The sequence below is a fragment of the Nocardia sp. MH4 genome, assembly GCF_019266065.1.
In the GTDB taxonomy this organism is placed as follows: Bacteria; Actinomycetota; Actinomycetes; order Mycobacteriales; family Mycobacteriaceae; genus Nocardia; species Nocardia canadensis.
The window spans coordinates 1-24125 of the sequence record NZ_LPNR01000127.1; the positions used below are offsets into that span (position 1 = coordinate 1).

At 71.0% G+C, this 24125-nt stretch carries 27 protein-coding genes; 17 read left to right on the top strand and 10 right to left on the bottom strand.

The window, feature by feature from the left end:
* A partial coding sequence (locus ATM97_RS30170; RefSeq protein WP_218721634.1) for an A24 family peptidase occupies nucleotides 1-410 on the bottom strand: 410 nt, incomplete at its 3' end.
* 175 nt (nucleotides 411-585) lie between these two features.
* On the opposite strand from ATM97_RS30170, the gene ATM97_RS30175 reads away from it, so the two are divergent.
* The 5 genes from ATM97_RS30175 to ATM97_RS30195 all read left to right on the top strand — a co-directional run bounded on the left by ATM97_RS30175 (nucleotide 586) and on the right by ATM97_RS30195 (nucleotide 4176).
* Nucleotides 586-1707 carry a Xaa-Pro peptidase family protein gene (locus ATM97_RS30175; protein ID WP_218721636.1) on the top strand — a complete coding sequence of 374 codons (1122 nt, stop codon included), beginning with the start codon at nucleotides 586-588 and terminating at the stop codon, nucleotides 1705-1707.
* A 47-nt stretch (nucleotides 1708-1754) separates the two neighbouring features.
* A complete protein-coding gene (gene efp / locus ATM97_RS30180; protein WP_218721637.1) occupies nucleotides 1755-2318 on the top strand; it encodes an elongation factor P in 564 nt (187 codons plus the stop codon).
* Nucleotides 2319-2320: 2 nt separating this feature from the next.
* Entirely contained in the window at nucleotides 2321-2836 is a 516-nt protein-coding gene (gene nusB / locus ATM97_RS30185) for a transcription antitermination factor NusB (RefSeq protein WP_218721639.1), read from the top strand.
* The gene (locus ATM97_RS30190; RefSeq protein ID WP_308248675.1) at nucleotides 2833-3099 is read left to right on the top strand and encodes a YciI family protein; all 267 of its coding nucleotides are present in this window, start codon (nucleotides 2833-2835) and stop codon (nucleotides 3097-3099) included. The genes nusB and ATM97_RS30190 overlap by 4 nt, the downstream gene beginning before the upstream one ends.
* An 81-nt stretch (nucleotides 3100-3180) precedes the next feature.
* A complete protein-coding gene (locus ATM97_RS30195; RefSeq protein WP_218721641.1) occupies nucleotides 3181-4176 on the top strand; it encodes a hypothetical protein in 996 nt (331 codons plus the stop codon).
* Between the two features lie 139 nt (nucleotides 4177-4315).
* Here ATM97_RS30195 and ATM97_RS30200 read toward each other — a convergent pair whose 3' ends face one another.
* The 3 genes from ATM97_RS30200 to ATM97_RS30210 all read right to left on the bottom strand — a co-directional run bounded on the left by ATM97_RS30200 (nucleotide 4316) and on the right by ATM97_RS30210 (nucleotide 9216).
* Nucleotides 4316-6832: an NERD domain-containing protein gene (locus tag ATM97_RS30200; protein WP_218721643.1), complete on the bottom strand. Its 2517-nt coding sequence runs from the start codon at nucleotides 6830-6832 to the stop codon at nucleotides 4316-4318.
* A gap of 114 nt (nucleotides 6833-6946) precedes the next feature.
* Nucleotides 6947-8098: a serpin family protein gene (locus ATM97_RS30205; RefSeq protein WP_374104920.1), complete on the bottom strand. Its 1152-nt coding sequence runs from the start codon at nucleotides 8096-8098 to the stop codon at nucleotides 6947-6949.
* A gap of 152 nt (nucleotides 8099-8250) precedes the next feature.
* Nucleotides 8251-9216 (bottom strand): zinc-binding dehydrogenase, encoded by a 966-nt coding sequence (locus ATM97_RS30210; protein ID WP_255588657.1) that lies wholly within the window; start codon nucleotides 9214-9216, stop codon nucleotides 8251-8253.
* 97 nt (nucleotides 9217-9313) lie between these two features.
* Between ATM97_RS30210 and ATM97_RS30215 the strand changes: the two genes are divergently transcribed.
* Complete coding sequence (locus ATM97_RS30215; RefSeq protein WP_218721647.1) at nucleotides 9314-9889, top strand: TetR/AcrR family transcriptional regulator; 576 nt, start codon at nucleotides 9314-9316, stop codon at nucleotides 9887-9889.
* A 37-nt stretch (nucleotides 9890-9926) separates the two neighbouring features.
* On the opposite strand, the gene ATM97_RS30220 is transcribed toward ATM97_RS30215, so the two are convergent.
* Both ATM97_RS30220 and ATM97_RS30225 read right to left on the bottom strand, forming a co-directional pair.
* Nucleotides 9927-10550 carry an alpha-ketoglutarate-dependent dioxygenase AlkB gene (locus tag ATM97_RS30220; RefSeq protein WP_218721649.1) on the bottom strand — a complete coding sequence of 208 codons (624 nt, stop codon included), beginning with the start codon at nucleotides 10548-10550 and terminating at the stop codon, nucleotides 9927-9929.
* A 36-nt stretch (nucleotides 10551-10586) separates the two neighbouring features.
* Nucleotides 10587-11810: an erythromycin esterase family protein gene (locus tag ATM97_RS30225; RefSeq protein ID WP_218721651.1), complete on the bottom strand. Its 1224-nt coding sequence runs from the start codon at nucleotides 11808-11810 to the stop codon at nucleotides 10587-10589.
* Between the two features lie 112 nt (nucleotides 11811-11922).
* On the opposite strand from ATM97_RS30225, the gene ATM97_RS30230 reads away from it, so the two are divergent.
* Nucleotides 11923-12621 (top strand): MerR family transcriptional regulator, encoded by a 699-nt coding sequence (locus ATM97_RS30230; RefSeq protein ID WP_218721653.1) that lies wholly within the window; start codon nucleotides 11923-11925, stop codon nucleotides 12619-12621.
* Nucleotides 12622-12783: 162 nt separating this feature from the next.
* Nucleotides 12784-14310 carry an FAD-dependent monooxygenase gene (locus ATM97_RS30235; RefSeq protein ID WP_218721702.1) on the top strand — a complete coding sequence of 509 codons (1527 nt, stop codon included), beginning with the start codon at nucleotides 12784-12786 and terminating at the stop codon, nucleotides 14308-14310.
* A gap of 15 nt (nucleotides 14311-14325) precedes the next feature.
* Here ATM97_RS30235 and ATM97_RS30240 read toward each other — a convergent pair whose 3' ends face one another.
* On the bottom strand, nucleotides 14326-15216 hold the full coding sequence (locus ATM97_RS30240; RefSeq protein ID WP_218721655.1) for an RNA polymerase sigma-70 factor: 891 nt from the start codon (nucleotides 15214-15216) through the stop codon (nucleotides 14326-14328).
* A gap of 127 nt (nucleotides 15217-15343) precedes the next feature.
* Between ATM97_RS30240 and ATM97_RS30245 the strand changes: the two genes are divergently transcribed.
* Entirely contained in the window at nucleotides 15344-16255 is a 912-nt protein-coding gene (locus ATM97_RS30245) for a DMT family transporter (RefSeq protein WP_218721657.1), read from the top strand.
* 7 nt (nucleotides 16256-16262) lie between these two features.
* Here ATM97_RS30245 and ATM97_RS30250 read toward each other — a convergent pair whose 3' ends face one another.
* Nucleotides 16263-16616 carry a hypothetical protein gene (locus tag ATM97_RS30250; protein WP_218721658.1) on the bottom strand — a complete coding sequence of 118 codons (354 nt, stop codon included), beginning with the start codon at nucleotides 16614-16616 and terminating at the stop codon, nucleotides 16263-16265.
* Between the two features lie 108 nt (nucleotides 16617-16724).
* Here ATM97_RS30250 and ATM97_RS30255 point away from each other — a divergent pair, with 108 nt between their 5' ends.
* Nucleotides 16725-17231, top strand: a complete 507-nt coding sequence (locus ATM97_RS30255) for a VOC family protein (protein ID WP_218721660.1) — start codon at nucleotides 16725-16727, stop codon at nucleotides 17229-17231.
* Between the two features lie 29 nt (nucleotides 17232-17260).
* Nucleotides 17261-18049: a MerR family transcriptional regulator gene (locus tag ATM97_RS30260; protein WP_308248676.1), complete on the top strand. Its 789-nt coding sequence runs from the start codon at nucleotides 17261-17263 to the stop codon at nucleotides 18047-18049.
* Between the two features lie 80 nt (nucleotides 18050-18129).
* Here the strand turns inward: ATM97_RS30260 and ATM97_RS30265 are convergent, their stop codons facing one another.
* Nucleotides 18130-18513 carry a hypothetical protein gene (locus tag ATM97_RS30265; protein ID WP_218721664.1) on the bottom strand — a complete coding sequence of 128 codons (384 nt, stop codon included), beginning with the start codon at nucleotides 18511-18513 and terminating at the stop codon, nucleotides 18130-18132.
* Between the two features lie 44 nt (nucleotides 18514-18557).
* Here ATM97_RS30265 and ATM97_RS30270 point away from each other — a divergent pair, with 44 nt between their 5' ends.
* Both ATM97_RS30270 and ATM97_RS30275 read left to right on the top strand, forming a co-directional pair.
* Entirely contained in the window at nucleotides 18558-19352 is a 795-nt protein-coding gene (locus tag ATM97_RS30270) for an AraC family transcriptional regulator (RefSeq protein WP_255588658.1), read from the top strand.
* A gap of 34 nt (nucleotides 19353-19386) precedes the next feature.
* The gene (locus ATM97_RS30275) at nucleotides 19387-20256 is read left to right on the top strand and encodes a MerR family transcriptional regulator (RefSeq protein WP_308248681.1); all 870 of its coding nucleotides are present in this window, start codon (nucleotides 19387-19389) and stop codon (nucleotides 20254-20256) included.
* Between the two features lie 46 nt (nucleotides 20257-20302).
* Here ATM97_RS30275 and ATM97_RS30280 read toward each other — a convergent pair whose 3' ends face one another.
* Nucleotides 20303-20590, bottom strand: a complete 288-nt coding sequence (locus tag ATM97_RS30280) for a hypothetical protein (RefSeq protein WP_218721666.1) — start codon at nucleotides 20588-20590, stop codon at nucleotides 20303-20305.
* Between the two features lie 247 nt (nucleotides 20591-20837).
* Between ATM97_RS30280 and ATM97_RS30285 the strand changes: the two genes are divergently transcribed.
* The 4 genes from ATM97_RS30285 to ATM97_RS30300 all read left to right on the top strand — a co-directional run bounded on the left by ATM97_RS30285 (nucleotide 20838) and on the right by ATM97_RS30300 (nucleotide 24116).
* Entirely contained in the window at nucleotides 20838-20999 is a 162-nt protein-coding gene (locus tag ATM97_RS30285) for a hypothetical protein (RefSeq protein ID WP_218721667.1), read from the top strand.
* Nucleotides 21000-21235: 236 nt separating this feature from the next.
* A complete protein-coding gene (gene pyrR, locus ATM97_RS30290) occupies nucleotides 21236-21868 on the top strand; it encodes a bifunctional pyr operon transcriptional regulator/uracil phosphoribosyltransferase PyrR (RefSeq protein WP_255588659.1) in 633 nt (210 codons plus the stop codon).
* Nucleotides 21865-22821 (top strand): aspartate carbamoyltransferase catalytic subunit, encoded by a 957-nt coding sequence (locus tag ATM97_RS30295; protein ID WP_218721669.1) that lies wholly within the window; start codon nucleotides 21865-21867, stop codon nucleotides 22819-22821. Before pyrR ends, ATM97_RS30295 begins: the two co-directional genes overlap by 4 nt.
* On the top strand, nucleotides 22818-24116 hold the full coding sequence (locus ATM97_RS30300) for a dihydroorotase (protein WP_218721670.1): 1299 nt from the start codon (nucleotides 22818-22820) through the stop codon (nucleotides 24114-24116). Before ATM97_RS30295 ends, ATM97_RS30300 begins: the two co-directional genes overlap by 4 nt.
* The last annotated feature ends 9 nt before the right edge of the window (nucleotides 24117-24125 follow it).

The following is a 24125-nucleotide window of genomic DNA, read 5'->3' on the forward strand; positions in this document are numbered from 1 at the left end:
CACGACGGTATCGACGGCACGCTGTCGCCCCCGCGACCCAGAGCCGCCCGCAGCCGCTGCCCACCGAGCACGCCCACCGCGATCGCCGCCGTGAGCGCGGGCGCGGCGATGGCCGCCCACACCCACGCCGGCGGTCCCGCGAGCGCGGCGGCGGCCCCGAGACCTACCGCCAGTTTCACGTCACCGGCGCCGAGCGCGGTGGGCGAGAGCAGGTGGGTCACCAGGTACGGCATCGTCAGCAACGCGGCCCCGATGACCGCGGTCGTCAGATTGCCCGTGTGCCAGGCGTAGAGGAATACCGCCGCCGCGCCGACGCCGGTGAGGGCGTTGGGCAGTCGGCGGGCATGGATATCGATGACACCCAGCAGCAAGCACCAGGCGATGAGCAGGCAGAACGCGGCAGTGGTCATGCGTTCGATCGTGCGCGGCGGCGGCCGCCCGATCGAGGTCCGATCGGCGAATGTGGACAACTCGGCGCGATGTGGACAACGCGGTGTCCAGTCCCGCCGGGAGCGGACGCGCCGATGGCGGGAAAGTGCGGCGTTCGGTGCCGACGTGTCGGTCGTCGAGCGGTAGCGTTGACACATGTGTGCTGATACCCCGCGTCCTGATCACGCGGCACGGCGTGGTGCTCTGCGGAGCCTGCTGGTGGAGAACGGCGTCGACGCGCTGCTGGTCACCGATCTGGTCAATATCCGCTACCTGACCGGGTTCACCGGATCCAATGCCGTGCTCCTGGTGCACTCCTGGGACATGCGCGGCGCCGAGGACCGCACCGTCATCGGCACCGACGGCCGCTACTCCGCGCAGGTGGCCGCGCAGGTCCCCGATCTGGGCGCCGAGATCTCCCGGGCCACCGCGCGGCGGATCATCGAGCTGGCCGGTGAATGGCAGCTGGGCCGGATCGGCTTCGAGAGCCATGTGGTGACCGTCGCCGAGCACACGTCGTTCCAGCAACTGCGCACCGGACTGCAATTGGTGCCGACCAACGGCCTGGTCGAGCAGCTGCGCATGGTCAAGGACGAGTACGAGATCGCCCAGCTGCGCGCGGCCTGCGCGGCCGCCGACGCGGGCCTCGCGAGCCTGCTCGAGCGTGGATCGATCCGGCCGGGGCGCACCGAACGGCAGGTCGCGCGCGACCTCGAGTGGGCGATGTTCGAACACGGCGCCGACGCCGTCTCGTTCGAGACGATCGTCGCCGCCGGGGTGAACTCGGCGGTTCCGCATCACCGCCCGACCGGTGCGGTGCTGGCCACCGGCGACTTCGTCAAACTCGATTTCGGCGCGGTCGTCGACGGCTACCACTCCGACATGACCCGCACCCTCGTGCTCGGCACCCCCGAGGACTGGCAGCGCGAGATCTACGAGCTGGTCGCCCGCTCCCAGCGGGCCGGGCGTGAGGCGCTGAAACCGGGCGCCGGGACCGCCGAGGTCGACGCCGCCGCTCGGGTCGTCATCGAGGAGGCTGGCTACGGCGCGCAGTTCGTGCACGGCCTCGGACACGGGGTCGGGCTGCAGATCCACGAAGCGCCCGGAGTGGCGAAAACGAGTACCGGTACACTACTTGCTGGCGTGGCGGTGACCGTCGAACCTGGTGTGTACCTTCCCGGCCGCGGCGGGGTCCGGATCGAGGACACGCTCGTGGTACGCGAGGCGGGCCCGGACCTGCTCACCCTCACCAGCAAGGACCTGACCGTCGTCGAGTGACGCCGGTCCCCAGAGACCGCAGTAACGAACGAGGAGATCCGAGGACAGTGGCGGACACCAGCGACTTCAAGAACGGCCTTGTGCTGAAAATCGACGGTCAGCTCCAGCAGATCGTCGAATTCCAGCACGTCAAGCCGGGTAAGGGCCCCGCGTTCGTGCGGACCAAGCTGAAGAACGTCGTGTCCGGCAAGGTCGTCGACAAGACCTTCAACGCCGGCGTCAAGGTCGAGACCGCGACCGTCGACCGGCGCGACATGACCTACCTGTACCACGACGGCACCGACTACATCTTCATGGACGGTGACACCTACGACCAGATCTCCATCCCGGAGTCCACCATCGGCGACGGTGCGCGCTTCCTGCTGGAGAACATGGGCGTGCAGGTGGCCGTGCACGAGGACGCGCCGCTGTTCGTGGAGCTCCCCGTCACCATCGAGCTGGTCGTGCAGCACACCGACATCGGCCTGCAGGGTGACCGCTCCACCGGCGGCACCAAGCCCGCCACCCTGGAGACCGGCGCCGAGGTTCAGGTCCCGCTGTTCATCAACACCGGTGACAAGCTGAAGATCGACTCGCGCGACGGCAACTACCTCGGCCGCGTCAACGCCTGATCGTGACGGACTCCCCGGCAGACAAAAAGGGCTCGTTCAAGAAGCTCGGCGCACGCCACAAGGCGCGCCGCCGGGCCGTGGACCTGCTGTTCGAGGCGGAGGCGCGTGACGTCGACGTCTCCGACCTGCTCACGGAACGCGCCGAGCTGGCGACCCGTGACCAGAGCGTGGCTCCCGTGCACGCCTACACCTCGGTCCTGGTCGAAGGCGTCGCCGACGACCTGGACCGTGTCGACGGCACCATCGAGGGCTACCTGCAGGACTGGACGCTGTCGCGCCTGCCCGCCGTCGACCGGGCGATCCTGCGGATCGCGGTGTGGGAGCTGTTCCACGCCACCGATGTCCCCCCGGTGGTCGCGGTCGACGAGGCCGTCGAGCTGGCCAAGGAACTGTCCACCGACGACTCGCCGTCGTTCGTGAACGGTGTGCTGGGCCAGGTCGTGCAGGTCGCGCCGCAGGTGCGTGCCGCCGCGGCGGCCACCAGGGCCGCGCGTCCCGCGCCGGAGGATCGGTCGTGACGAACAAGTACCTCGTGATGGTCATGCGCACGCCGGCGTTCGATCAGTCCGTGGTCGAACCGCACCGCGCGTTCCTGCAGGAGTTGCTCGCCGAGGGACGGCTGCAGGAGAGCGGCCGGTTCACCGACGGCACCGGTGGCGCATACGTCGTCCTGGCCGAAAGCCTGGACGCCGCAACGGCTATCGCGCACGCCGATCCGGTTCACACCACCGGGGCGTCGGAGCTGACGATCTACGAATGGGAGATCGCCGTCTCGGCGTGAGACCTTCCGGCGACAGCCGCGTATCCCACCGGATGCGCGGCTGTCGCCGTTCCGGCCACTTCCGATGCGAATCATCGGGACATGCCGGAGAATGCAACCAGCATCGAACGCCGTCGGATCGGCGGGCTGGGGGAGACCGTGAGTGAACGACCATCACTGAGCAGCTGGCACCTGACCCGGGCGCAGTTGCTCTGGGCCGCACTCGGTTTGGCGGTCGTTTTCGCCATCCTGATCATGGCGCGCGGCAGCGTGCGCGAGATCTTCAAGGTGCAGCCGGATTTCGTGCTCGGCCTGTCGCTGTCGATCAGCACGATCTTCTTCACCAAGGCGTTCTCCCGGTCGGGCATCGCCTCCGCGGTGCATCACATCCACGAACCGCGCGATCCGAATGTGCTGGCCGCCTTGGATTCCGCAGTCGACCAGCGGCTGCACGCGATGGGATTGCACGAGAATGTCGCCCTGCTCAGCCGGGATATCGCGGTGGCGAGCAAGCGGATCAACGAGTTCTACGACCTGCAGGCGATGGAGCCCCGCTTCCACACGACGGCGCCGCTGTTGCGAGTGGCGCTCACCGATCTCGACGACGCGCTGGCCATCGTCAGCCGGGTCGCCGACCGGATCGGCACCACCGAAACCACGCGGGTGTACCGGATTCCGGAGGCGACCAGGTCGCACCTCAACGACGCGCTGCGCGATGTCATGGAGGCCTCGGCCCGGCGCAACGAGACCTACGAGGCATTGCGCGCGCAGGTCGCCGGTGAACCGGTCGATGACCTGTGGGGCCTGTTCGCGGTGCTCACCTCCGACACCCTCAAGGCGCAACGCGATCTGGAATCGCTGGTGAGCAAGACGATCCAGTCGGTGCCCGCCGACCGCATCGCCGTCCTACAGGGGTATGTCGCGGCGTCGCTGAGCCGGCTGGAATCGGTCGGCGACCTGATTCGCGCGCGTGGCCTCACCACACCGCCCGCCCTGCAGATCATCGCCGAGGATCTGCGGCGCGCGCAGGCCAAACTCACTCGCGCGCAGGAGGCGGAGGGCGACCAGCACGCCACGCCCGCGCCGCCGGTGGCTTGAGCCCGATCCCGACGGCCTCCGCCGGTGGGTGTACGGGAAACCGGCGGAGGCACGACCGACGCTGGGTGGCGTGGTGTCGGGTGTGCGCTGGGCACGCGAATGATCTTGCAACCTCGAGTGCGCTCGAGGTCAAGCCGGTTCAACGATCGGCGTGGACCAGCGGCGCGAGGAACCCGGTGACCTGCGCTGTCGAGGGCAGGCCCAGCCTGCGGCCGAGGACATCGGGAGCGTCGGCGACGGCGCGGCATCGATCGGGGTCGGTGTTGGCGGGATCGGCGGAGTAGCGCTCGCCGACCATGATCGCGCGCCCTGCCTCCCGTCCGGTGCGCAGCTCGTAGACGGTGATCTCGTAGGTCGCCCGGAACAGATTGACGGTGCGTCCGATGGGAGCGCCCGGCGCGGCCGGGAGCTGACAGGTCTGGACGAGATCGCCCAGGCTGGTCTGCCGCAGGCAGGCGATGAGCTGGACCGAGGACGTGTCGCTGGGATTCCACGCCGGCGAATCGCTGGCCCCGACGATGGTGGCGAGCTCACCCGAGAGATAGATCGGGCGCGCACCGTCGCGCTGGTACTCCGCGGCGTTCGGGAACGGCTTGCGGTCACCGCACATCCGGTCGTAGTCCGCCATCTCGAACCGGCTCGCCTGCACCGCGGTGATGGCGAAGAACCCCGCCCCGAACAGGGCGATGAACAGCAGCAAGCCGATTCCGGGACCGATCCGCAGTCGCCGTCGCTCGCGGGGGCGGCGCTCGCGCACCGGAGTATTGCGCCAGCGTTCGAGCAGGGACGGCCCGCCGGACCGGTTCGATGCCCGTGCCCGCGTGCGATTCGACGCGACCGGACGAGCTGGTGTCCGCCCCTGGTCGACCCAGTCGCTCCAGTGTTCGGAATCGTCGAACCGGTCGGGGTGCTGGAGGGAATCGGGCTCGTGCGGTGCCGACGACGACCATGCCGCGGCCGCGGCGGTACCGGCCGCGGCGGTACCGGCCGCGACGGTGCCTGCCGCGACGGCGTAGCCGGGTGCCGCGACTTCCGGATCGTCGGGATCCTCGTCCTCGGACCAGGGTTCGTCGTCGTAGGCCTCCTCGTCGTCGGTCGACGACAGCTCGGCTTCGTGCGGGATCCCGGTATTCGCGGCGCTGCTCGAGGAGGGGGAGCTGCTCGGAGATTCGATGACCTGCGCTACTTCCGGTTCGGCGAACCGATCGTCGGTCGACTTGACCAGCGACACAGCATTTCCCGCACCTTCGCTGGTCGGCATCGCTGCGACGGAGTCCGTCCGGGGGACGGATTCGTTCCGCTCCGCCACGCCGGTAGCCGTTTCGTCGGGTGACGGATCATCCTCGGCTGCGCCGCCACTGCCGGAAACCGCGACGCTCGCTTCCTCCGTGGCCGATCCTTCGCTCACCGCCCCGACCGATCCGTCGCCTGTGCTCTCGGGCAGATCGACATCCTGTCCGTCGGGGTCCGCGCTGTCGGGCCCGGTGCGGGCGACCAGCGCAGCCCCTGGCGCAGGGGCGGTTTCCGTGCTGGGGGCACTGTCCGGCGCGGAAACGGGAGTTCCGGTTTCGTCGGAAGAGTCCGCCGCGGGCAACTCCACCGCCCGCTCCTGCTCATCCGCTGTGTCCTCGGAAAGCTCGGCCGAGTCCGCTGTGCTCGGCGACGACGCATCCCGCGAGTCGTCCGCTGTGGCAGTCATACTCACCAACCCCGCCAACGGCGCGGCGGCGCCGATCGAGTTCTCGCCGGGCGTCGGGTCATCCTCGGTGGTCGTGGTGACCGCGCGCGGCGCCTGCTCGGCGGATTCCTGCTGGGATGCCACCGCATCCGCGTCCGGCGCCCCGTTCGACGGCCACGGCCGATGCGTGAGCCGATCGATCGCCGCGAGGAATCCGGGAGTGCTCGCCTGCGCCACCCGGGTACCCGCCCGCGACGTGCCGCCTGCCCCCGCGCCTGCGCCGCCGTCGTCGGCCTGCCCGAGCCCGACCGAGGTGGGCGCCGGCTTGCTCGTGGTCGACGGGGCGAGCCGCGCCGGAAATCCCTGGTCGGCCAGGGCGACCCGGGAGGGCAGCAGGCGGCTGAGGTTCAGCGCCGCGAAGACCCGGCGCACATCGTTGACGCTGAGCCGGACCGTCCGCCCTGTCTCGGCGTGGAAATAGTCGCGCAGGGACGAGGCATCCTCGCGTTCGATCAGCACCGCCCGGTACCCATCGGCGATGCGAGCCTCCTCGAGGGTGATCTGGGCGCCGGGCTGGGGGACCAGCGCGACCACCGCGTTCACCCACCCGAAGATCCCGGACTGCTGCAGCAGATTCTTGGCGGCGAACACCTGCCTGCGCACCTGGACGAACGGATTGGGCACCCGCACCGCGTGATAGAGCGCGGCTTCCTCGCCGTCGACCGTCCACGGACCGTTGGGCGGGGTGGCGAGCACGCCGTCCTGGCGTGCGGTGAACCCCTTCACCTCCACCACGGTGGCGCCCTGGGGCGTGCACACCAGGGCGTCGACCTCGACCGATCCGCCCCGGCTTTCCGGCACATGGCAGCGGAAGATCGCCACGCCCCCTACCTCGGGCGCGGCCCATTCCCGGATCGCCGCCGCGACGATCTCTTCTGCGCCTTCGAGTTCGGTTTCGTCCGCGACAACGACGATCACCACGACCCCCTGAGCAACCGATTGCGGACCCCTACCAGGATACGACCTCCGTCGGCGACATCGAAACCGAATCTTGTTGCCGAGCAACAGGATCGGCAATATCGATTACCGCTCTCACCGAGCACCGCCGGAGGCGGGCCGGGCGGTGGCGTCGGCGGGGGACGGCGAATCCCATTCCCGCGGTGGGCGGGTCACCTGACCTGCGACAACGGCCGTTCCCGTCGGCCGGTGCACGGCGAGAAAGCCGAACGGCCGATCGATGTGCACGGCGGTGACGGTCGCCCACCGTTCGACAGGTGCGCTGCCGGTGCGCATCGCGACGGCGGTGATCGCGGCGGCCTCGAACCCGGCCGCGTCGAACCGGGCCATCACGTGATGCCCGGCCGTGCTCACGGCCAGCGGGTAGTCGGAGATCCCGGGCAGGCGCGCGGACTCCACGCTGCTCGCTGCGGCCAACCCGAACAGCTGGGGATGGTCGGTGAGGTCGTGTGCGCGGCGGACCTCGAACGGCGGGAGCTGGAGGTCGACACTGTCTCCGCCGAAGGTCTTGCACCGCGTCACCGTCAGGCACGGGGCCGTCGTATCAGGAGTGGGCGTACCCGGTGCGGAGTTCTCGTCGTCGAGCGCGGCCAGGCCGACGGCCAGTGCCTGCCGCGGCCCCTGCGCACCGATCAGCAGGTGGACGTCGAGATCGCCGGTGTCGGCGACGATCACCCGGGTGACGTCGCCGCCGAGGACGGTGACGCTGCCGTCGGCGCGGCTGCGCCGGGACAACCCCGGGCCCTGATGTCCCTGCCACGGCCCGGATTCCGGGGACCACCGGATCAGCTGGAACGGCCGCACCCAGCGGGTCCGGGCGACCAGGGCCGTGGCCAGTGCGAAGGTCGTCGAGGCGTCCACGGTGACCGGGAACTTCTCGATCAGGCCGCCCGTGCGTTCGCTCGCCCAGGCGTCGAGGGCGGCTTGATCCAGCAGCGTGCCCGCGGTACCGGCGGGCATGCTGCGGACCCATTCGTCGCGCAGGGTGATCCCGGGTCGTACCCACGCGCCGGTCGCCACCGCGATCTCGGCCGAGGAATCGAGCGACCGCAGCAGCGCCAGCCCGGCCGCGTGTGCCGACTCGGCCGAAACCCCTACCGCCGCCGCCAGTTCCCCTCGAGCTGCCCCTTGTGCCGCCCCCGCCAGCACCGCGAGCAACGGCCACGCACCCGCCCCCGACACCACGGCATCATCGTCGGCGAAGGTCGTAGTCCATCGTGCGGTCAGCGCATTCGACGAACGAACAGGCAACGCCAATCGACTCCCCATGCCCGGAATCCTACGACCCCGACCGGCTCACCGACCTCCGCCGTCTGCCTATCGGCCACCCCGGAGGCCGATTCGCGCGGGGTTGTCCGTCGACGACGCCGGCGTGCTTCCTACGGCCGCAGCAGGATCGTGCCGAGGGCGCTTCGCTGCTCGAGCATGCGGTGAGCCGTCGCGGCCTCGGTGAGCGGCACGACGGAATCGATCGCGACGGTCAGTTGTCCTCGCGCGGCGGCGTCGAGGGCGGCCGCGCGCTGACGTGCCACCTCGGCGAGCCAGGCCGCGCCCGCGCAGCCGGTGAGGGTGAGGCCGCGCAGGATGAGGTCGACGGCGGTGAGCTGGGTGGGCAGGCCGGCGAGCCAGCCGTAGCTGAGGATGCGGCCGGTGCGCGGGGTGATCAGGTCGAGCAGGGGTGTCACGGAGTCGCCGCCGATCGAGTCGAAGACGACATCCACGGTGTCGGTGGCCAGGGTGGCGCGGAGCTGATCGGCCCAGTCGGGGGCGGTGTGATCGATCACCTCGGCGGCGTCGTGGGTGCGGGCGAGGCGGGCCTTCTCGGTGCCGCCCGCGGTGGCGACGACACGGACCCCGGCCGCCGCGCACAGCTGGGTGAGGACGCTGCCGACGCCGGTCGCGGCCGCCTCGACCAGGACGGTGTCGCCGGGGGTGAGCGCCGCGGTGGCGACCAGGGCCAAGGCGACCGAACCCGGCATCTGGGTGGCGGCGGCGCGATCGGTGCTCAGGCCGTCGGGGATGACGGTCAGCGCATCCGCCTCGGCCACCACGAGTTCGGCGTACGCGCCGAAACCGCTGGTGGCGGCGACGACCCTGGCGCCGAGCAGTGCCGCATCCACGCCGACGCCGACTTCGGTGACCGTGCCCGCCGCCTGGAAACCGAAGACCTCGGGCAGCGGGGCGGGGAAGGGGAACGTCCCTGCTCGCACCAGGGTCTCCGGGTAGAGCACCGGGATCGCCTCGGCGCGGACGAGGACCTGCCCGGCGCCCGGTCGCGGTGCGTCGACCGCGCGGGGCACCAGCACCTCGGGTGCGCCGGTCTCGGTCATTACGATTGCCTGCATCAGAACTCCATAAGTTGACTGCCGGTCCAGATATCCGAACGATATGGACCGGCGGTCAACTTGTCAACGGATCGGCGGCCGCCGAGGAAGCGATGTCATGACAGGCCCACGCCCCACCGAGCGCGCCGACGCCGCGCGCAACCGTCGAGCGATCCTCGACGCCACCGCCGCGCTGCTGGCCGAACACGGCGCGGCGGGGGTGACCATGGATCGGGTCGCCGCCGCCGCGGGCGTCGGCAAGGGGACCATCTTCCACCGCTTCGGCAGCCGTGCCGGCCTGCTGTACGAGCTAGTGGCCGAGGGGGCGATCGCGTTGATGGCGGCTGTGACGAGCGGGCCGCCGCCGCTGGGTCCCGGCGCCCCGGCGACCGACCGGCTACTGGCCTTCTTCGACGCGATGACGAGCATGGTCACCGACGACGTCGAACTGATCGCGGCCTACCGGGCCATGCCCCCGCACCCTCGCAGCGCGGAATTCCACGCGTTCTGGGCCGAGCACATCACCACCCTGCTGCACGAGGTACGCCCGGAGATCGACGCCGAGACGGTCGGCGCGCTCCTGCTGTCGACCCTCGGTGGGGAACTCGCGCAGCAACTGGCCAGGGCGGGCGAGGTCGACCGGTTGCGCGCGGGGGTGCGAGAACTGGTGCGTTCGGTGCTGATCGCAGCGTAAGCCCGGCGGCGCGGTCCATGCCGCCGAGGAGGCGTCGTCAGCGCACGTTGCGCGGGCGGAACTGGATGCTGATGCGCGGTCCGACCGGTCGCGTGGTCTTGGGAACAGCGTGCTCCCAGGTGCGCTGGCAGGCGCCGCCCATCACCAGCAGATCGCCGTGTCCGGCGGTGAATCGCACGCTGGCTCCGCCGCCGCGCGGGCGCAACAGCAGGGCGCGAGGCGCGCCCACGGAGACGATCGCGACCATGGTGTCGTGGGTGGCGCCGCGACCGATCGTGTCGCCGTGCCAGGCCACGCTGTCGCGGCCGTCGCGGTAGAAGCACAATCCGGCGGTGCGGAAGGGTTCGCCGAGTTCGGCCGCGTAATGGCTGCTCAGCGCGTCGCGCGCGGCGACGAGAATTCGGTCGGGGAGCGGATCGTGCTCGCCGAAGAACGAGACGAGCCGTGGCACGTCGACGACCCGGTCGTACATGGGTCTGCGTTCGGCGTGCCACGGCACCCGCTCCGCCAACCGGTCGAACACCACACTCGCGCCGCTCAGCCAGCCGGGGAGGACATCCACCCAGGCCGTGGCGTCGAGGCGGGTGCGCCGGATCGTCTCGATCGAACCCAGCGCAACCGCATCACCGTCGAACAGTGAACCTTGCAGGGGCAGCGACATGTCGACAGTCTAGCGCGCGTTCGAACGTATGTTCGGTCAGTGCCAGTATTCGTGCCGTGTGCCATCGGTGTCGGCGACGAAGACGATCGCGTCGGCGCCCGCGAGCCCGGCGGGCTCGAACGGCAGGTGACCGGGCACGATCGGCTCGCCCACGCCGATCGAGGCCGGGAGCGCGGCGCGCAGCGCGGACGCGGGGAACAGCGCGCGGCGGTACGTGGCCGCGGCCAGCTCGCCCTGGAGGGTGCCCGGGAGGCTCTTCGGGTTCGCGTCGGTGGCTACGAACGCGTAGCTCTCGCCGAGGCTCATCGCGACGAGCGCGCCCGCGCCACACCAGTGCGCGTCGTCGCCGCCCATGGTCAGCGTGGATCCGGCGCGCTGCAGGTGCACGTTGTGCGCGAAGACCAGGGCCGGTCCCCGGTGCTGCTCCGCGGCGACGATCGCGAGCAGGTTGTCGGCCATCATCTCGGCGCGCACGCTGAGCAGGGTCGCGATGCGATCGGCGCCGGGTGCGGCCACGGCCGCGTGGTAGCGCAGCAGGCCGAGGGCCGTGCGCGCGTTGGCGAGGGCGAGGTCGTAGCCGGCCGGGTCGGCGGGCCGCAGCGCCGGTGCCGCGCGGCGCAGCGCGCTCACGATGTCGTCGGCCACCACGCGCAGCGCGCGGGCGCGGTCGGAACCGCCGATCGAGGCGGCGGGGTCGTACACGGCCGCCGGGTTCGTCCAGTCGGCGTCCTCGCCCAGCAGGGTCTCGAGGTCGCGCAGGGCGGCCGGTCGCAGTGGTTCGGGCAGATACCCGCCGGCCGCGGTCAGGGTAGCGCGCGGGCTGGGGACGTCGGTCTGCTCGAGCGGCGCGTCGAAGCCGTAGAAGCGCAGACGGTCCGCGGGGGAGCGTCTCGCGTTGTAGCCGCGCAGCCATTCGACGAGTTCGCGATTGCCGGGCACGGCGCCGAAGCGGTGGCTGAATCCGGTGGCGAGCACCGTCTCGAGGTCGGTGGTGGTGGTCCCGCTGATGTAGTCGTCGACGATCGCGGCGGCGAACAGATCGGACTCCAGCGCGATCGACCGGAATCCGCGCTCGGCCAGCTGCGCCAGGAGTTCGTTGCGCAGCAACGGAAATGCCGCGATCCCGTGGGTGGGCTCGCCGAGTGCGAGCAGGACCGGCGGTTCGGCACGGCACGCGAGCAGATCGTCGACGGCACGACCCAGGCTCGCCGCGTCGTCGAGTTCGCGTGCGAGTTCGCGGGGCGTGGTGGCGGTAGGCATGAACACTCCTTGATCGGCGGGCATGCCTTCGACAGTATCGTTGAAGGTTCGAGTGAAGCTTTCGCGGATTTTTACTGGTGAAAGCCGAAAAAAGCCTCAAAGGAGGGGTGTCTTGCGGCCGATCGATCTGGCCAGGGAACACGGCTTGTCCGCCCAGGCGATCCGCAACTACGACGAGGCGGGAATCCTCGGACCCGCCGACCGCGGCGCGTCCGGCTACCGCCGCTACACGCCCCGGAACGCACAGGCGCTGCGAGCCTTTCTCGCTTTGCGTGGGGGACACGGGCATCAGCAGGCGGCCGCGATCCTGCGGGCCGTCCACCGGGGCGATCGTGAATCCGCGTACCGGCTCATCGACGGCGCGCATGTCGCGTTGCTCGACGAGCGCGCCACCCGCACCGAGGTCGCCACCGCGCTGGGGAGTCTGTCGACCACCGCGCCCGCCCCGATCGCCGGTCGAGCGCTGAGCGTGGGCGAGCTCGCGCGCCGGATCGGAGTGCATCCGGCGACCTTGCGCACCTGGGAAACCGCGGGCATCCTGCGCCCCGACCGCGACCCCGCAACGGGCTATCGCCACTACGAGGCGGCGGGAGTGCGCGACGCCGAGATCGCGCGCCAGCTGCGGCGCGGCGGCTATCGGCTGACCCAGGTCGCGCAATTCGTCGCGTCGCTGCGCGCGGCGGGTGGGGCCGCCGCGCTGAGCACGTTTCTGCAGGACTGGCAGGACCGGCTGACCGCGCGCAGTCGGCACCTGCTCGCCGGTGCGGCCCAGCTCGACGGCTACCTCCGCATGCTCGACGAGCCGCAATAGCGCGTGGTGGTCGGCGAAAGCCGGAGTGGGCGAACCGAAGACGTTCCTCGCCCCTTCCAAGGTATAGCCGACCGGGGGGCTTGCGGCAAGACCCCGGTCGTCCTGCAGAATCGCTCCTCGACGTTCGGACCGGCGAAAATGGGAGTGACGCACGTGCGTGAAATGAAGACCGACGTGATCGTTGTCGGCGCCGGACCTGCCGGACTGATGCTCGCCGGGGAGCTGTCCCTGGCCGGGGTGCGCCCCATGGTGCTCGAGCGGCGCGCGGAGCCGGGCACCGCCCACAAGGCCAGTGGCCTCGGCGGCCGGATCCTGGACCTGCTGCGCTACCGCGGTCTGCTCGACCGCTTCGTCGCCGTCGGCAGCCCGATCCCGGCGCCGATCTTCCCGTTCGGCGGTATGCACGTCGACTTCACCCCGCTGGCGGACGGGCCGATGGACGCGATGGGCATTCCGCAGGCGCGGGTCGAACAACTGCTCGCCGAGCGGGCCGTCGAACTCGGCGCCGAGATCCGCCGCGGACACGAGGTGACCGCGCTCGATCAGGACGACGACGCCGTGACCGTCGAGGTCACCGGACCGGACGGGCCGTACCGGGTCCGTGCGCAGTATGTGGTCGGGTGCGACGGCGGGCGCAGCCGGATCCGGGAACTGGCCGCGATCCCGTTCCCCGGCAACACCTTTCCCGAGGTCAACCGACTCGGTGTGGTGGCGCTGCCGGACTCGGTCGCCGTCCTCGACGACGGCGGGATCGACGTGCCCGGCCTCGGTCCGATTCGGCCCGGCTTCACCAGGACCGAGCGCGGGGTCTTCGCGATCGGTCCGGTGCGGGCCGACGAGCGGGTGATGTTCTTCCAGACCACCGAGGACGACCTCACCGAATACGACAACGACGATCCGCTGACGCTCGCCGAACTCGGTGCCAGCGCCCAGCGGGTCCTGGGCGCCGAGCTGCCGCTGGGCGCACCGGTCCGGTTGTCGCGCTACCAGTTCCAGGCCCGGCGGGCCGAGCGCTACCGGGCAGGCCGGGTCCTGCTCGCCGGTGACGCCGCGCACCTGCTGCCCGCCACCGGCACGGCGCTCAACGTCGGCATGCTCGACTCGGTCAACTTGGCGTGGAAGCTGGCCGCCACGGTGCGGGGCACCGCCCCGGCCGGACTGCTCGACACCTACCACGACGAACGCCACGCCGCGGCGGGCCGGGCCCTGCAGCAGACTCGTGCTCAGGCCGCACTGCGCCGCGGTCAGGACGAGGCCGCCGATGCCCTGCGCGCGGTGTTCCAGGAGCTGTTCGCCGACGAGCCCGCGCTGCGCAGGCTGGCCGGCATGATCTCGGCCGGCGACGTCCGCTACTCGGTTCCCGGCACCGATCCGCACCCGTTGGCCGGCGCTTTCGCGCCCGATCTCCCGCTGCGCACCGAGCAGGGCACGACCAGCGTGGCCGAACTCCTGCACACCGCGCGTCCGGTCTTCCTCGACCTCGCCGACCGCGCGGATCTGCGCAAACTCGCCCTCGACCGGGAACCGCGGATCGTGATCGTCACGGCCGAGACCGAGGACCGGCCCGCCGACGCGCTGTTGCTGCGGCCCGACGCCTACGTCGCCTGGGCCGCGGGCATCGACGAATCCGCCGATGTCGCGACACCCGCGCTGCGCGCCGCGCTCGACACCTGGGTCGGTCTGCCCTGACGTGGCCGTCGCGGATCAGCGGACGACGGTGGTCGCCTGCTGGATCCGCGACAGCTTCTCGGGATTGCGCACCACGTAGAGGCCGGTGATCGCACCCTCGTCGAGCCGGAGGGTGACGATGCTGTCGAGCTTGCCGTCGAGCCGCAGGAGCAGGGCGGGCGCGCCGTTGATCTGGGTCGGCTCGGTCGACACCACCCCGGGGAACCGGGGCAGGCCGCCCGCCATCAGCCGCGCGACCTTGTCGGCCCCCACGATCGGCCGCACGACCGCCTTGACCACGCCGCCGCCGTCGGCGAGCAGCACCACCTCGGGCGCGAGCAGGTCGAGCAGTCCCTGCAGGTCGCCGGTCTCGACCGCCCGCGCGAACGCCGCGAGCGCGTCGCGGCTCTGCGTCGAGGACACCGGGCCGCGTGGCCTGCGCGCGGCCACGTGGGCCCTGGCCCGGTGCGCGATCTGGCGCACCGCGGCCGGGCTCTTGTCCACGGCCGCGGCGATCTCGTCGTAGGCCAGGTCGAACACCTCACGCAGGACGAACACGGCCCGTTCGATCGGCGCGAGCGTCTCGAGCACCAGCATCATCGCCATCGAGACGCTGTCGGCCAGCTCGACGTCCTCGGCGACATCCGGCGCGGTGAGCAGTGGTTCGGGCAGCCACGGCCCGACGTAGGTCTCCTTGCGCCTGCCGAGGGTGCGCAGCCGGGTCAGTGCCTGCCGGGTGGCGATGCGGACGAGATAGGCGCGCGGATCACGGATCTCGGCCTGCTCGACGTCGGCCCAGCGCAACCAGGTCTCCTGTAGCACGTCCTCGGCGTCGGCGGCCGAGCCGAGGATCTCGTAGGCGACCGTGAAGAGCAGGTTGCGGTGCGTCACGAAAGCCGCGGTGGCGGCATCGGTTCCGTCGCTCATGGATGGTCCTGTCTGTCGGTGCCGGTCATGCCCATGAGACGCCGCGGCCCGCCGGGGTGTGACAGTGGGGTCGGTCACGCTCCGGTTCCGCGTTGAAATCCGTCCCCGGCTGTGGATTACTCCGGGAATGGATGCGATCTCGACGACCGAGCGGCCCGCCCGTACCGTCCTGCCGGGCTGGTCGGTGCCGCTGGTGTTCGTCGTCGGCGCGACCTCGCAGTATCTCGGTGCCGCCCTGGGCGTGTTCCTGTTCGACACCACCGAACCGGCGACCGTCGCGTGGCTGCGCGCCGCCGCGGCCGGGCTGGCGTTGCTGGCCTGGCGGCGACCGTGGCGCAGCCGGTGGACCCGGCGGGGGATCGCGGTGGCGGCCGGCTTCGGCGTCGTGACGGTGTCGATGAACATCGTGTTCTACGAGGCGATCGCGCGGATTCCGCTCGGTACCGCCGTCGCCATCGAGTTCCTCGGCCCGGTGGCCGTGGCCACACTCGGCTCGCGGCGGGCCAGGGACGTGCTCGCGGTCGCGCTGGTCACCGTCGGGGTGCTGCTGCTGGCCGGGGTGCAGTTCGATGTCGAGCCGGTCGGGGTGGGGTTCGCGGTCGCGTCGGCGGTGCTGTGGGCCGGCTACATCCTCGTCGGCAAGCGGGTGGCCGACGCCGGTGACGGCCTGGACTCCCTCGCCGTCGGCATGGCGGTCGCCGCGGCCCTGCTCGCGCCGTTCGTCCTGATCCCGCAATCGGCGATCGACCCGTCGGTCTTCGCCGATCCCCGCACCTGGCTGTTCGGGCTCGGCGTCGGCGTGCTGTCGAGCGCGGTCCCGTACGCGCTGGACCAGGTGGTCCTGACCGCGGTCGGCCGGGCCCGCTTCGCTCTGCTGCTCGCGCTGCTCCCGGCCACCGCCGCCGTGGTCGGCGCGGTCGCGCTGGCCCAGCGCCCGACCGTCCCCGAGCTGACGGGTATCGCCCTGGTCATGCTGGCGCTGACGGTCAGCGCGCTGCCCACCCGGCAGACCGCCCCGGAACCGCCCGCCCCGCTGTAGCGCTCCGTCAGGAGATCTTCGCGAGAATGTCGACCGCGACAGCCGTCGCGGCGGTGCGCATGTCGTCGTCGGACAGGTCGAGGTCGCCCATCATCGACACGCTCCAGCTGATCGCCAGCAGCGCCTGGCGGGCGTGATAGACGTCCAGTGGCGCGTGATCGGGGGCCGTCATGAGATCGGCCAGCACCCGGAACTGGTACCGCAATCCCGCGCCGAATCCGAGATCGCGGAAGGCGGGCTGGTTCTCGTGCCAGAACCGCACCATGTCGCGGCCCAGGCTGTGCAGCAGGTCGCTGTAGCGGCGCAGGATCTGTTCGGCGCGTTCGGGTCCGGGGGCCTGCTCGGGACGACCTGGTCGCACCGCTCGGACGCCCGGTGGCGGTCGGTGATCCGCAGGTCGGCGTGGTGCTCGCGGTGCGCGACTGATCGTGGTTGACCCTGACGTAGCGTCAGGGTCGACGATGCGGGTATGAACACATCGTTTCCCGCTTTCGAGATCAGCCCCGTCCCCGTTCCCGGCCCGGATGCTGTGGTGCCCGAACCGTTCCGCGGGATCTACGGCATGCCGATGTTCGTCACCGTCCCGACCGGGGACCTCGCCGCGTCGGTCGATTTCTGGGTCCGTGGGCTCGGCTTCTTCGACCTGTTCACGGTGCCGGGTCAGCTGACCCACCTGCGCCGCTGGGCATTTCAGGACGTGCTGCTGGTCCCGGGGGACCGTCCGGCCGACGCGCCGACCACGACCGTGAGTTTCTCCTGTGTGCTCGCCGAGATCGACGGCATCGTCGCCGCCTGCGAGGCGGTGACGCCCGGCTGCACGGCCGGGCCCCGGGTCATGCCGTGGAATTCCGTCGAAGTGGAGGTCCGTACCCCGGAGAACCTCCGCGTCATCATGACGGCGGCCCAGCAGTGGGACCCGGACAGCCCGGCGGCCTCGCATCTGCGCTCGATCGGCATCGAGGCGCCTGAGCGATGACGAGCGCCGGGCACGGCACACTGGAGGCCGTGTCCGAACCGCTCACCGTCGGCGTCGCGGCGGAACTGCTCGGCGTCACCACGCGCACGCTCCACCACTGGGACGCGGTCGGGCTGGTGCACCCGTCCGACCGCACGTCCGCCGGCTATCGCCTGTACACGGCGGCCGACCTGGTCCGCGCCCAGCGTGTGGTCGTCTACCGCGAGCTCGGGGTGCCCCTGGACGAGATCGGCGCGCTCCTGGACGCGCCAGCCGCCGACGCCCTGGCCACCCTGCGCAGGCAGCGCGACGCCCTGCACGCCAGGATGCGGCGGCTGCGGCGCACGACCGAGGCGATGGACCGAATGATCGAGGCCAGGGAGTCGGGCATCCGGCTCAGCCCCCAGGATCAGGTCGCGATCTTCGGCGGCGACTGGCAACCTTCCTGGGTCGCGCAGGCCCGCGAGAAATGGGGCGACACCCCGCAGTGGACCCAGTACGCCGAACGCGCGGCCGACCGATCGGCGCAGGACTGGCAGCGCATCGCCGAAGACACCGCCGCCCTGCACGCCGACTTGGCCGATGCCCTCCGCGCGGGCGTCGCGCCGGGCAGTGCCCGCGCCGACTCGCTGGCCGAACGGCATCGCGCGTCGATCGCCGTGTACTTCGACTGCACGCACCCGATGCACGTGTGTCTCGGTCGCCGCTACGTCGGCGACCCGGAGTACACGGCCTTCTACGACGCCATCGAGCCCGGCCTGACCAGCTGGCTGAGCGCGGTCATCGATGCCAACGCCAGGGCGCACGGCGTCGATCCGGAGACGGCTACCTGGGACTAGTTCGTCGCCGAACGAGCTGTCACAGTGATGATCCGGCGGCGAGCCGAACGATGCGGCGGGCAGGATCCGCTCGACGCACCTCATTCGGCGAACCCGAACAGCGGCACCGCGAGCACCAGCGCGGCGAGCGCACCCACGTCGATCCGTGCCACCCGCAGCGTCCGCGCATCGAGGGCACGGGGACCGATCGCCATCGTGAGCACAAGAAACGAACCGGTGCTGAGGATTCCGGCCGCGATGGTCACCGGCCGCGCCGACGGCACGAACGCGCCGACGATCAGCCCGATCCCGACCAGCGCGAGCAGCACGGCCCGATGCCGCAGCAACAACTCGAGATCCCGGTTCGGCACGTCTGTGCCGTAGGCCGTCGCCGCTCGCCCCGGCGCGATCGCGACCACACCCGGCAGCACATGCACCAGCCCCACGACCACCAGCAACACCGCGCCGACGACCTCCGCGACCATATATCCACCCTCTCCTCCGACACCGTTCGTGCAAGCATGGCGTTATGGGCGCAGCACCACTTCCGGAAACGTGCCGTCCTGCGCCGACGGTGTGGCTGTGGGCCGGGCACGCGATCTACCGGGGGCCGTCGCTGCGGCTGGACCGCCACTGCGGGTCGGTGGGCTGCCTGGCGGTCGGGCTCGACGGGCCGTTCACGATCGACGCCGACGCGATCGGCACCCGAACGTTGCGCAGCGTTCTGGTGCCGCCACGCACACCGCACCGGATCGTCGCCGACGGGCGAATGCTGTTCTGCTACCTCGATCCCGGCTCACCGCGCGCCGCGGGCTGCCGGAGCCGGATGCGCGCGGACACCGGTGGTTTCGACATCGCCCACGTCGACGAGTCGACACTGATCCGGCTCGCCGAGGGTGACACCGCCCCTGACGATCTCCTGGACCTGGTGTCCGGAACGGCAGGCCCTGACCTCGATCCCCGGATCGCCGCCGCGACCGCCCTCCTGTGCGCGCACCCAGCTGCGGATCTCTCCGCCGATCAGCTCGCCGCCGCGGTGCATCTGTCGAAATCGCGGCTGCTGCACCTGTTCTCCGCTCAGGCGGGTACCAGCTTCCGGCGGTACCGGGTGTGGGTGCGCATGCTCGCCGTCGGCCGGGCGGTAGCCGAGGGCGCCGACCTCACCACCGCCGCGGCCGCCGCCGGATTCGCCAGCCCGTCGCATTTCAGCGACACCTTCCACGCCCTGTTCGGGCTCACCGCCGCCGACCTGCTGGGTTCCGGCGTCCGGATCGTCGTCGAGGATCCGGGCTTGCTCCTCCCCCGAGGGGAGACGGCACGCTGAGCGTCATGGACGACGACACCCTGTTCACNAGGCGATCCGTTTCTACGCCGACCGCGGCATCGTGGCGCCGACCACCCTCAATCCGGCGGGCCACCGCCGCTACGACACCGCCGCCCTCGCCCGCCTGGAACTGGTGCGCACGCTGCGCGCTCTCGGCATCGACCTCGCCACAGTGCGCCGGGTGCTCGCCCGCGAGGCCTCGATGACCGAGGTCGCCGCGACCCACGCCGACGCGCTCGACGTCGAGATCCGGGCGTTGCGGGTCCGTCGAGCGGTGTTGCGCGCGGTGGCCGCCCGGGAACCGACCCCACCGGAGATGGATCTCATGCACCGACTCGCCACCCTGTCCGCCGCCGAACGACACCGCCTCATCGAGGACTTCGTCGACGACACCTTCGGCCGCTACGCCGCCAACCCCGCCATGGTCGAGCTGGTCCGCGCCGCGGTGCCCGAACTACCCGACGATCCGTCGCCCGATCAGCTCGCGGCCTGGATGGAACTGGCGGAACTGGTGCGCGACACCGACTTCCGTGACGCGGTGCGGCGCATGGCGGCCTACCAGGCCAGGGAACGTGCCGCGGGCGACACGACCGGCCTGCACCACGAACTCACCGAAGCGGTCCGTACCGAGGTCGCAGCAGCCGTCGACGCGGGTGTGGCTGCCGACAGTCCGGCCGCGCGACCGGTGCTCGACGCGCTCACCGCCCGCTACGCGAGCACGTTCGAGCGCCCCGACGACCCGGCGCTGCGCCGATGGATCCTCGAACGCCTCGCGGTCGCGAACGATCCACGTGTGCACCGCTATTGGCGGTTGCTGGCCGTGGTCAACGGCTGGCCGGAACAGCCGGACCTGACGCCGGTGTTCACCTGGTTCGCCCAGGCTCTGCAGGCGGCCACCGCCTGATTGCCGCTCGCCGACTGTGACCCCGCGCCACGGTCGGCGAGCAGGCTCAGCCCTGCGTCAGATAGTTGTAGACCTCGTGGATCGTGATGGTGGGTTCCGCGCTCATCCCGACCTCCCGACTCAGCGGCCGGAGGGTGGTCTCGGCGAACTCCTGGAACTGGCCCGCCGACTCCCACACATCGGTGACATGGAATCCGTCGTCGGTCTCGCGCGCCACGTGGAAGACCATCCCTGGCCCGCCCGCCCCGCCGTGCACGAAGCCCATCTTGTCGAGCACCTGGTCGTACTGATCGAGCGTCGCGCCGGTGAAATCGAGTTCGACGACTACAGCCATGACGTCATCTCCTTGCCGAAGGGTCGTGCGGAAGTGCGCACGGGATCGCTCGCCGCCACGGCGGCCGAGCTGGAGTGGAGCGACTGTCGGGCCCGGCTCGTCGACGAACGGGGTCGGAGAGGATCGCCGCGACCCGGCGCTCCGATCGGGCCACGCTGTGCGCTGAGCGTCAGCACCACCCCGCGCGAACGGCTGTGGCGCGCGTCATAGTGTAGTCGGCACCCCGGGGGCCGACAAGCACCCACACGTGTTCGCGCGGCCCCGGGCGATGCCCGCGCACTTCGACTGGCACGACGTGGACTCGTGGCCCGATCGTGAACGTCTCGACGACGCCGGACTCGCGGCCTTGTGCGCACGACTGTCGGTGTGGTTCGGCCCCGCCACCGACCAAGGCGCGGACGGCTCGTGAATACCGTCACGTGCTGTCTCGGCCGGTCGGCGCTGCCGAGACGTGAAACCCCAGCGCTCACTGGGCTTTCTGTCGGTGTGTGATCGGCGACGCACCGCCCCGGGCCGCGTGGGGCTTCGTGGCCGCGCTCACAGGCGGGCCTACCTGGTCAAAGGCCGGTCAGGACGCTGATAGGGTGGAGCGCGAGTTAGACATCCTTTAACGGACCGTCCGGTGAGGCGGGGAAGGAGGTCGGCATGGCTGTGCCCGAACGGGCGGCCAAAACCGGCGCGGGCGAAACATCGCAACGGCACACTCCGGAGTGGGTGGCAGCCGGGCGCGAGCTGTTGTCGCCCTCGGACGTGAATCGGACCGTCGCGCGCATCGCCCATCAGATCATCGAGAAGACCGCCCTGGATTCCGGCGACGCCGACGCACCGCGGGTGGTTCTCATGGGTATCCCGACGCGCGGCACCACCCTGGCCAACCGGCTCGCCGCCAAGATCGAGGAATTCTCCGGCGTGCGGCCCGCGCTGGGCTCGCTCGACATCACCCTCTACCGCGACGACCTGCGCAGCCGTCCGCACCGCCCGCTCGAGCGCACCTCCGTGCCCGACGGTGGCATCGAGAACGCCCTGGTGGTCCTCGTCGACGACGTGCTGTTCTCCGGTCGCACCGTCCGCTCGGCCCTCGACGGCCTGCGTGACCTCGGCCGCCCCCGCGCCGTCCAGCTCGCCGTGCTCATCGACCGCGGCCATCGCGAACTGCCGATCCGCGCCGACTACGTGGGCAAGAACGTGCCGACCTCGCGCGCCGAGGACATCTCGGTCCTGCTGACCGAACACGACGGACACGACGGTGTGTATCTGCACCAGGAGGCGCAAGCGTGAAGCACCTGCTGACGGTCGCCGATCTCGATCGGGGCACCGCCACCGAACTCCTCGACGAAGCCGAGCGCTTCGAACAGGCCCTGCTCGGCCGCGAGGTGAAGAAGCTCCCGACGCTGCGCGGCCGCACGGTGATGACGGTGTTCTACGAGAACTCGACCCGCACCCGGGTGTCGTTCGAGGTCGCGGGCAAGTGGATGAGCGCCGATGTGATCAACGTGAGCGCGTCGAGTTCCTCGGTCTCCAAGGGCGAATCGCTGCGCGACACCGCGCTGACCCTGCACGCGGCCGGCGCCGACGCGCTGATCGTGCGCCACCCGGCCTCCGGTGCCGCGCACCAGATCGCGCGCTGGATGGAGCAGTGGGCGCGCGAGGAGAACCGCGCCGCGCCCTCGATCATCAACGCCGGCGACGGCACCCACCAGCACCCCACCCAGGCGCTGCTCGACGCGCTGACCCTGCGCCAGCGCCTCGGCGACATCGAGGGCAAGCGGATCGTGCTGGTCGGTGACATCCTGCACAGCCGGGTGGCCCGCTCCAACGTGATCCTGCTGAACACCCTCGGTGCCGAGGTCGTGCTGGTCGCCCCGCGCACCCTGCTGCCGGTCGGGGTCGAGGCCTGGCCGTGCCGGGTCGCGACCTCGCTCGACGCCGAACTGCCCGGCGCCGACGCGGTCATGATGCTGCGGGTGCAGGCCGAGCGGATGAACGGCGGCTTCTTCCCGTCGGCCCGCGAGTACTCGATCAACTACGGACTGTCCGAGCGCAGGCTCGGCCTGCTCGGCGACGACGCGGTGGTGCTGCACCCCGGTCCGATGCTGCGCGGCATGGAGATCGCCTCGGCGGTCGCCGACTCGCCGAAAGCGGCGGTCCTGCAACAGGTGACGAACGGAGTGCACATGCGAATGGCCGTGTTGTTCCGGCTGCTCGTCGGCACCCAGGAGGTGGCGGCGTGAGTGAACTGCTGATCAAGAATGTCCGGCCCTACGGTGAGGGCGAGCCGGTCGACGTGCTGGTGCGCGGCACCGTCATCGCCGAGATCGGCGGCGGCATCGCGGCGTCGGCCGAGGCCGAGGTGATCGACGGCGGCGGCCAGATCCTGCTGCCCGGCTTCGTCGACCTGCACACCCACCTGCGCGAGCCCGGCCGCGAAGACACCGAGACCATCGAAACCGGTTCGGCCGCAGCCGCACTCGGCGGCTACACGGCGGTGTTCGCGATGGCCAACACCAATCCGGTCGCCGATTCGCACGTCATCACCGATCACGTGTGGCGACGCGGCCAGGAGGTCGGCCTGGTCGACGTGTTCCCGGTCGGCGCGGTCACCGTCGGGCTCGAGGGCAAGCAGCTCGCCGAGATGGGCACCATGGCCGCGGGTGTCGGCCAGGTGCGGATGTTCTCCGACGACGGTCACTGCGTCTACGACCCGCTGATCATGCGCCGCGCGCTGGAGTACGCGAACTCCCTCGGCGTGCTCATCGCCCAGCACGCCGAGGAGCCGCGGCTGACCAAGGGCGCCGTCGCGCACGAGGGCCCCAACGCCGCCCGCCTGGGTCTGGCCGGCTGGCCGCGCGCCGCCGAGGAGTCGATCGTCGCGCGCGACGCGCTGCTGGCCCGCGACGCCGGCGCCCGCGTGCACATCTGCCACGCCTCCACGGCGGGCACCGTCGAACTGGTGAAATGGGCCAAGTCCCAGGGCATCTCGATCACCGCCGAGGTCACCCCGCACCACCTGCTGCTCGACGACTCGCGCCTGGAGACCTACGACGCGGTCAACAAGGTCAACCCGCCGCTGCGCGAGTCCGCCGACGTGACCGCCCTGCGCCAGGCGCTGGCCGAGGGCGTCATCGACTGCGTCGCCACCGACCACGCCCCGCACGCCGAGCAGGACAAGTGCTGCGAGTTCGCGGCGGCCCGCCCCGGCATGCTCGGGCTGGAAACCGCGCTGTCCATCATCGTGCAGACGATGGTGCGACCGGGCCTGCTCGACTGGCGCGGTGTCGCCCGGGTGATGAGCGAGAAGCCCGCCGCGATCGTCGGCCTCGACGACCACGGCCGCCCGATCGCCGTCGGTGAACCGGCCAACCTCACGCTGATCGATCCCGACGCCGAGTGGACGGTGCACGGCGCCGAGCTGGCGAGCATCTCGAACAACACCCCGTTCGAGGACATGACGTTCCCGGCCCAGGTGTCAGCCACCGTGCTGCGCGGCCGGGTAACTGCCCGTGAGGGCAAGGCGGTCGGGATCTAGGGAGGCCAG

What these genes read in the sequence shown, in the direction of transcription:
- ATM97_RS30175 (WP_218721636.1), top strand. Translation starts at nt 586, where the DNA reads ATGTGTGCTGATACCCCGCGTCCTGATCACGCGGCACGGCGTGGTGCT.
- ATM97_RS30195 (WP_218721641.1), top strand. Translation starts at nt 3,181, where the DNA reads ATGCCGGAGAATGCAACCAGCATCGAACGCCGTCGGATCGGCGGGCTG.
- ATM97_RS30210 (WP_255588657.1), bottom strand. Translation starts at nt 9,216, where the DNA reads ATGCAGGCAATCGTAATGACCGAGACCGGCGCACCCGAGGTGCTGGTG.
- ATM97_RS30215 (WP_218721647.1), top strand. Translation starts at nt 9,314, where the DNA reads ATGACAGGCCCACGCCCCACCGAGCGCGCCGACGCCGCGCGCAACCGT.
- ATM97_RS30220 (WP_218721649.1), bottom strand. Translation starts at nt 10,550, where the DNA reads ATGTCGCTGCCCCTGCAAGGTTCACTGTTCGACGGTGATGCGGTTGCG.
- ATM97_RS30225 (WP_218721651.1), bottom strand. Translation starts at nt 11,810, where the DNA reads ATGCCTACCGCCACCACGCCCCGCGAACTCGCACGCGAACTCGACGAC.
- ATM97_RS30235 (WP_218721702.1), top strand. Translation starts at nt 12,784, where the DNA reads ATGAAGACCGACGTGATCGTTGTCGGCGCCGGACCTGCCGGACTGATG.
- ATM97_RS30240 (WP_218721655.1), bottom strand. Translation starts at nt 15,216, where the DNA reads ATGAGCGACGGAACCGATGCCGCCACCGCGGCTTTCGTGACGCACCGC.
- ATM97_RS30245 (WP_218721657.1), top strand. Translation starts at nt 15,344, where the DNA reads ATGGATGCGATCTCGACGACCGAGCGGCCCGCCCGTACCGTCCTGCCG.
- ATM97_RS30255 (WP_218721660.1), top strand. Translation starts at nt 16,725, where the DNA reads ATGAACACATCGTTTCCCGCTTTCGAGATCAGCCCCGTCCCCGTTCCC.
- ATM97_RS30265 (WP_218721664.1), bottom strand. Translation starts at nt 18,513, where the DNA reads ATGGTCGCGGAGGTCGTCGGCGCGGTGTTGCTGGTGGTCGTGGGGCTG.
- ATM97_RS30270 (WP_255588658.1), top strand. Translation starts at nt 18,558, where the DNA reads ATGGGCGCAGCACCACTTCCGGAAACGTGCCGTCCTGCGCCGACGGTG.
- ATM97_RS30280 (WP_218721666.1), bottom strand. Translation starts at nt 20,590, where the DNA reads ATGGCTGTAGTCGTCGAACTCGATTTCACCGGCGCGACGCTCGATCAG.
- pyrR (WP_255588659.1), top strand. Translation starts at nt 21,236, where the DNA reads ATGGCTGTGCCCGAACGGGCGGCCAAAACCGGCGCGGGCGAAACATCG.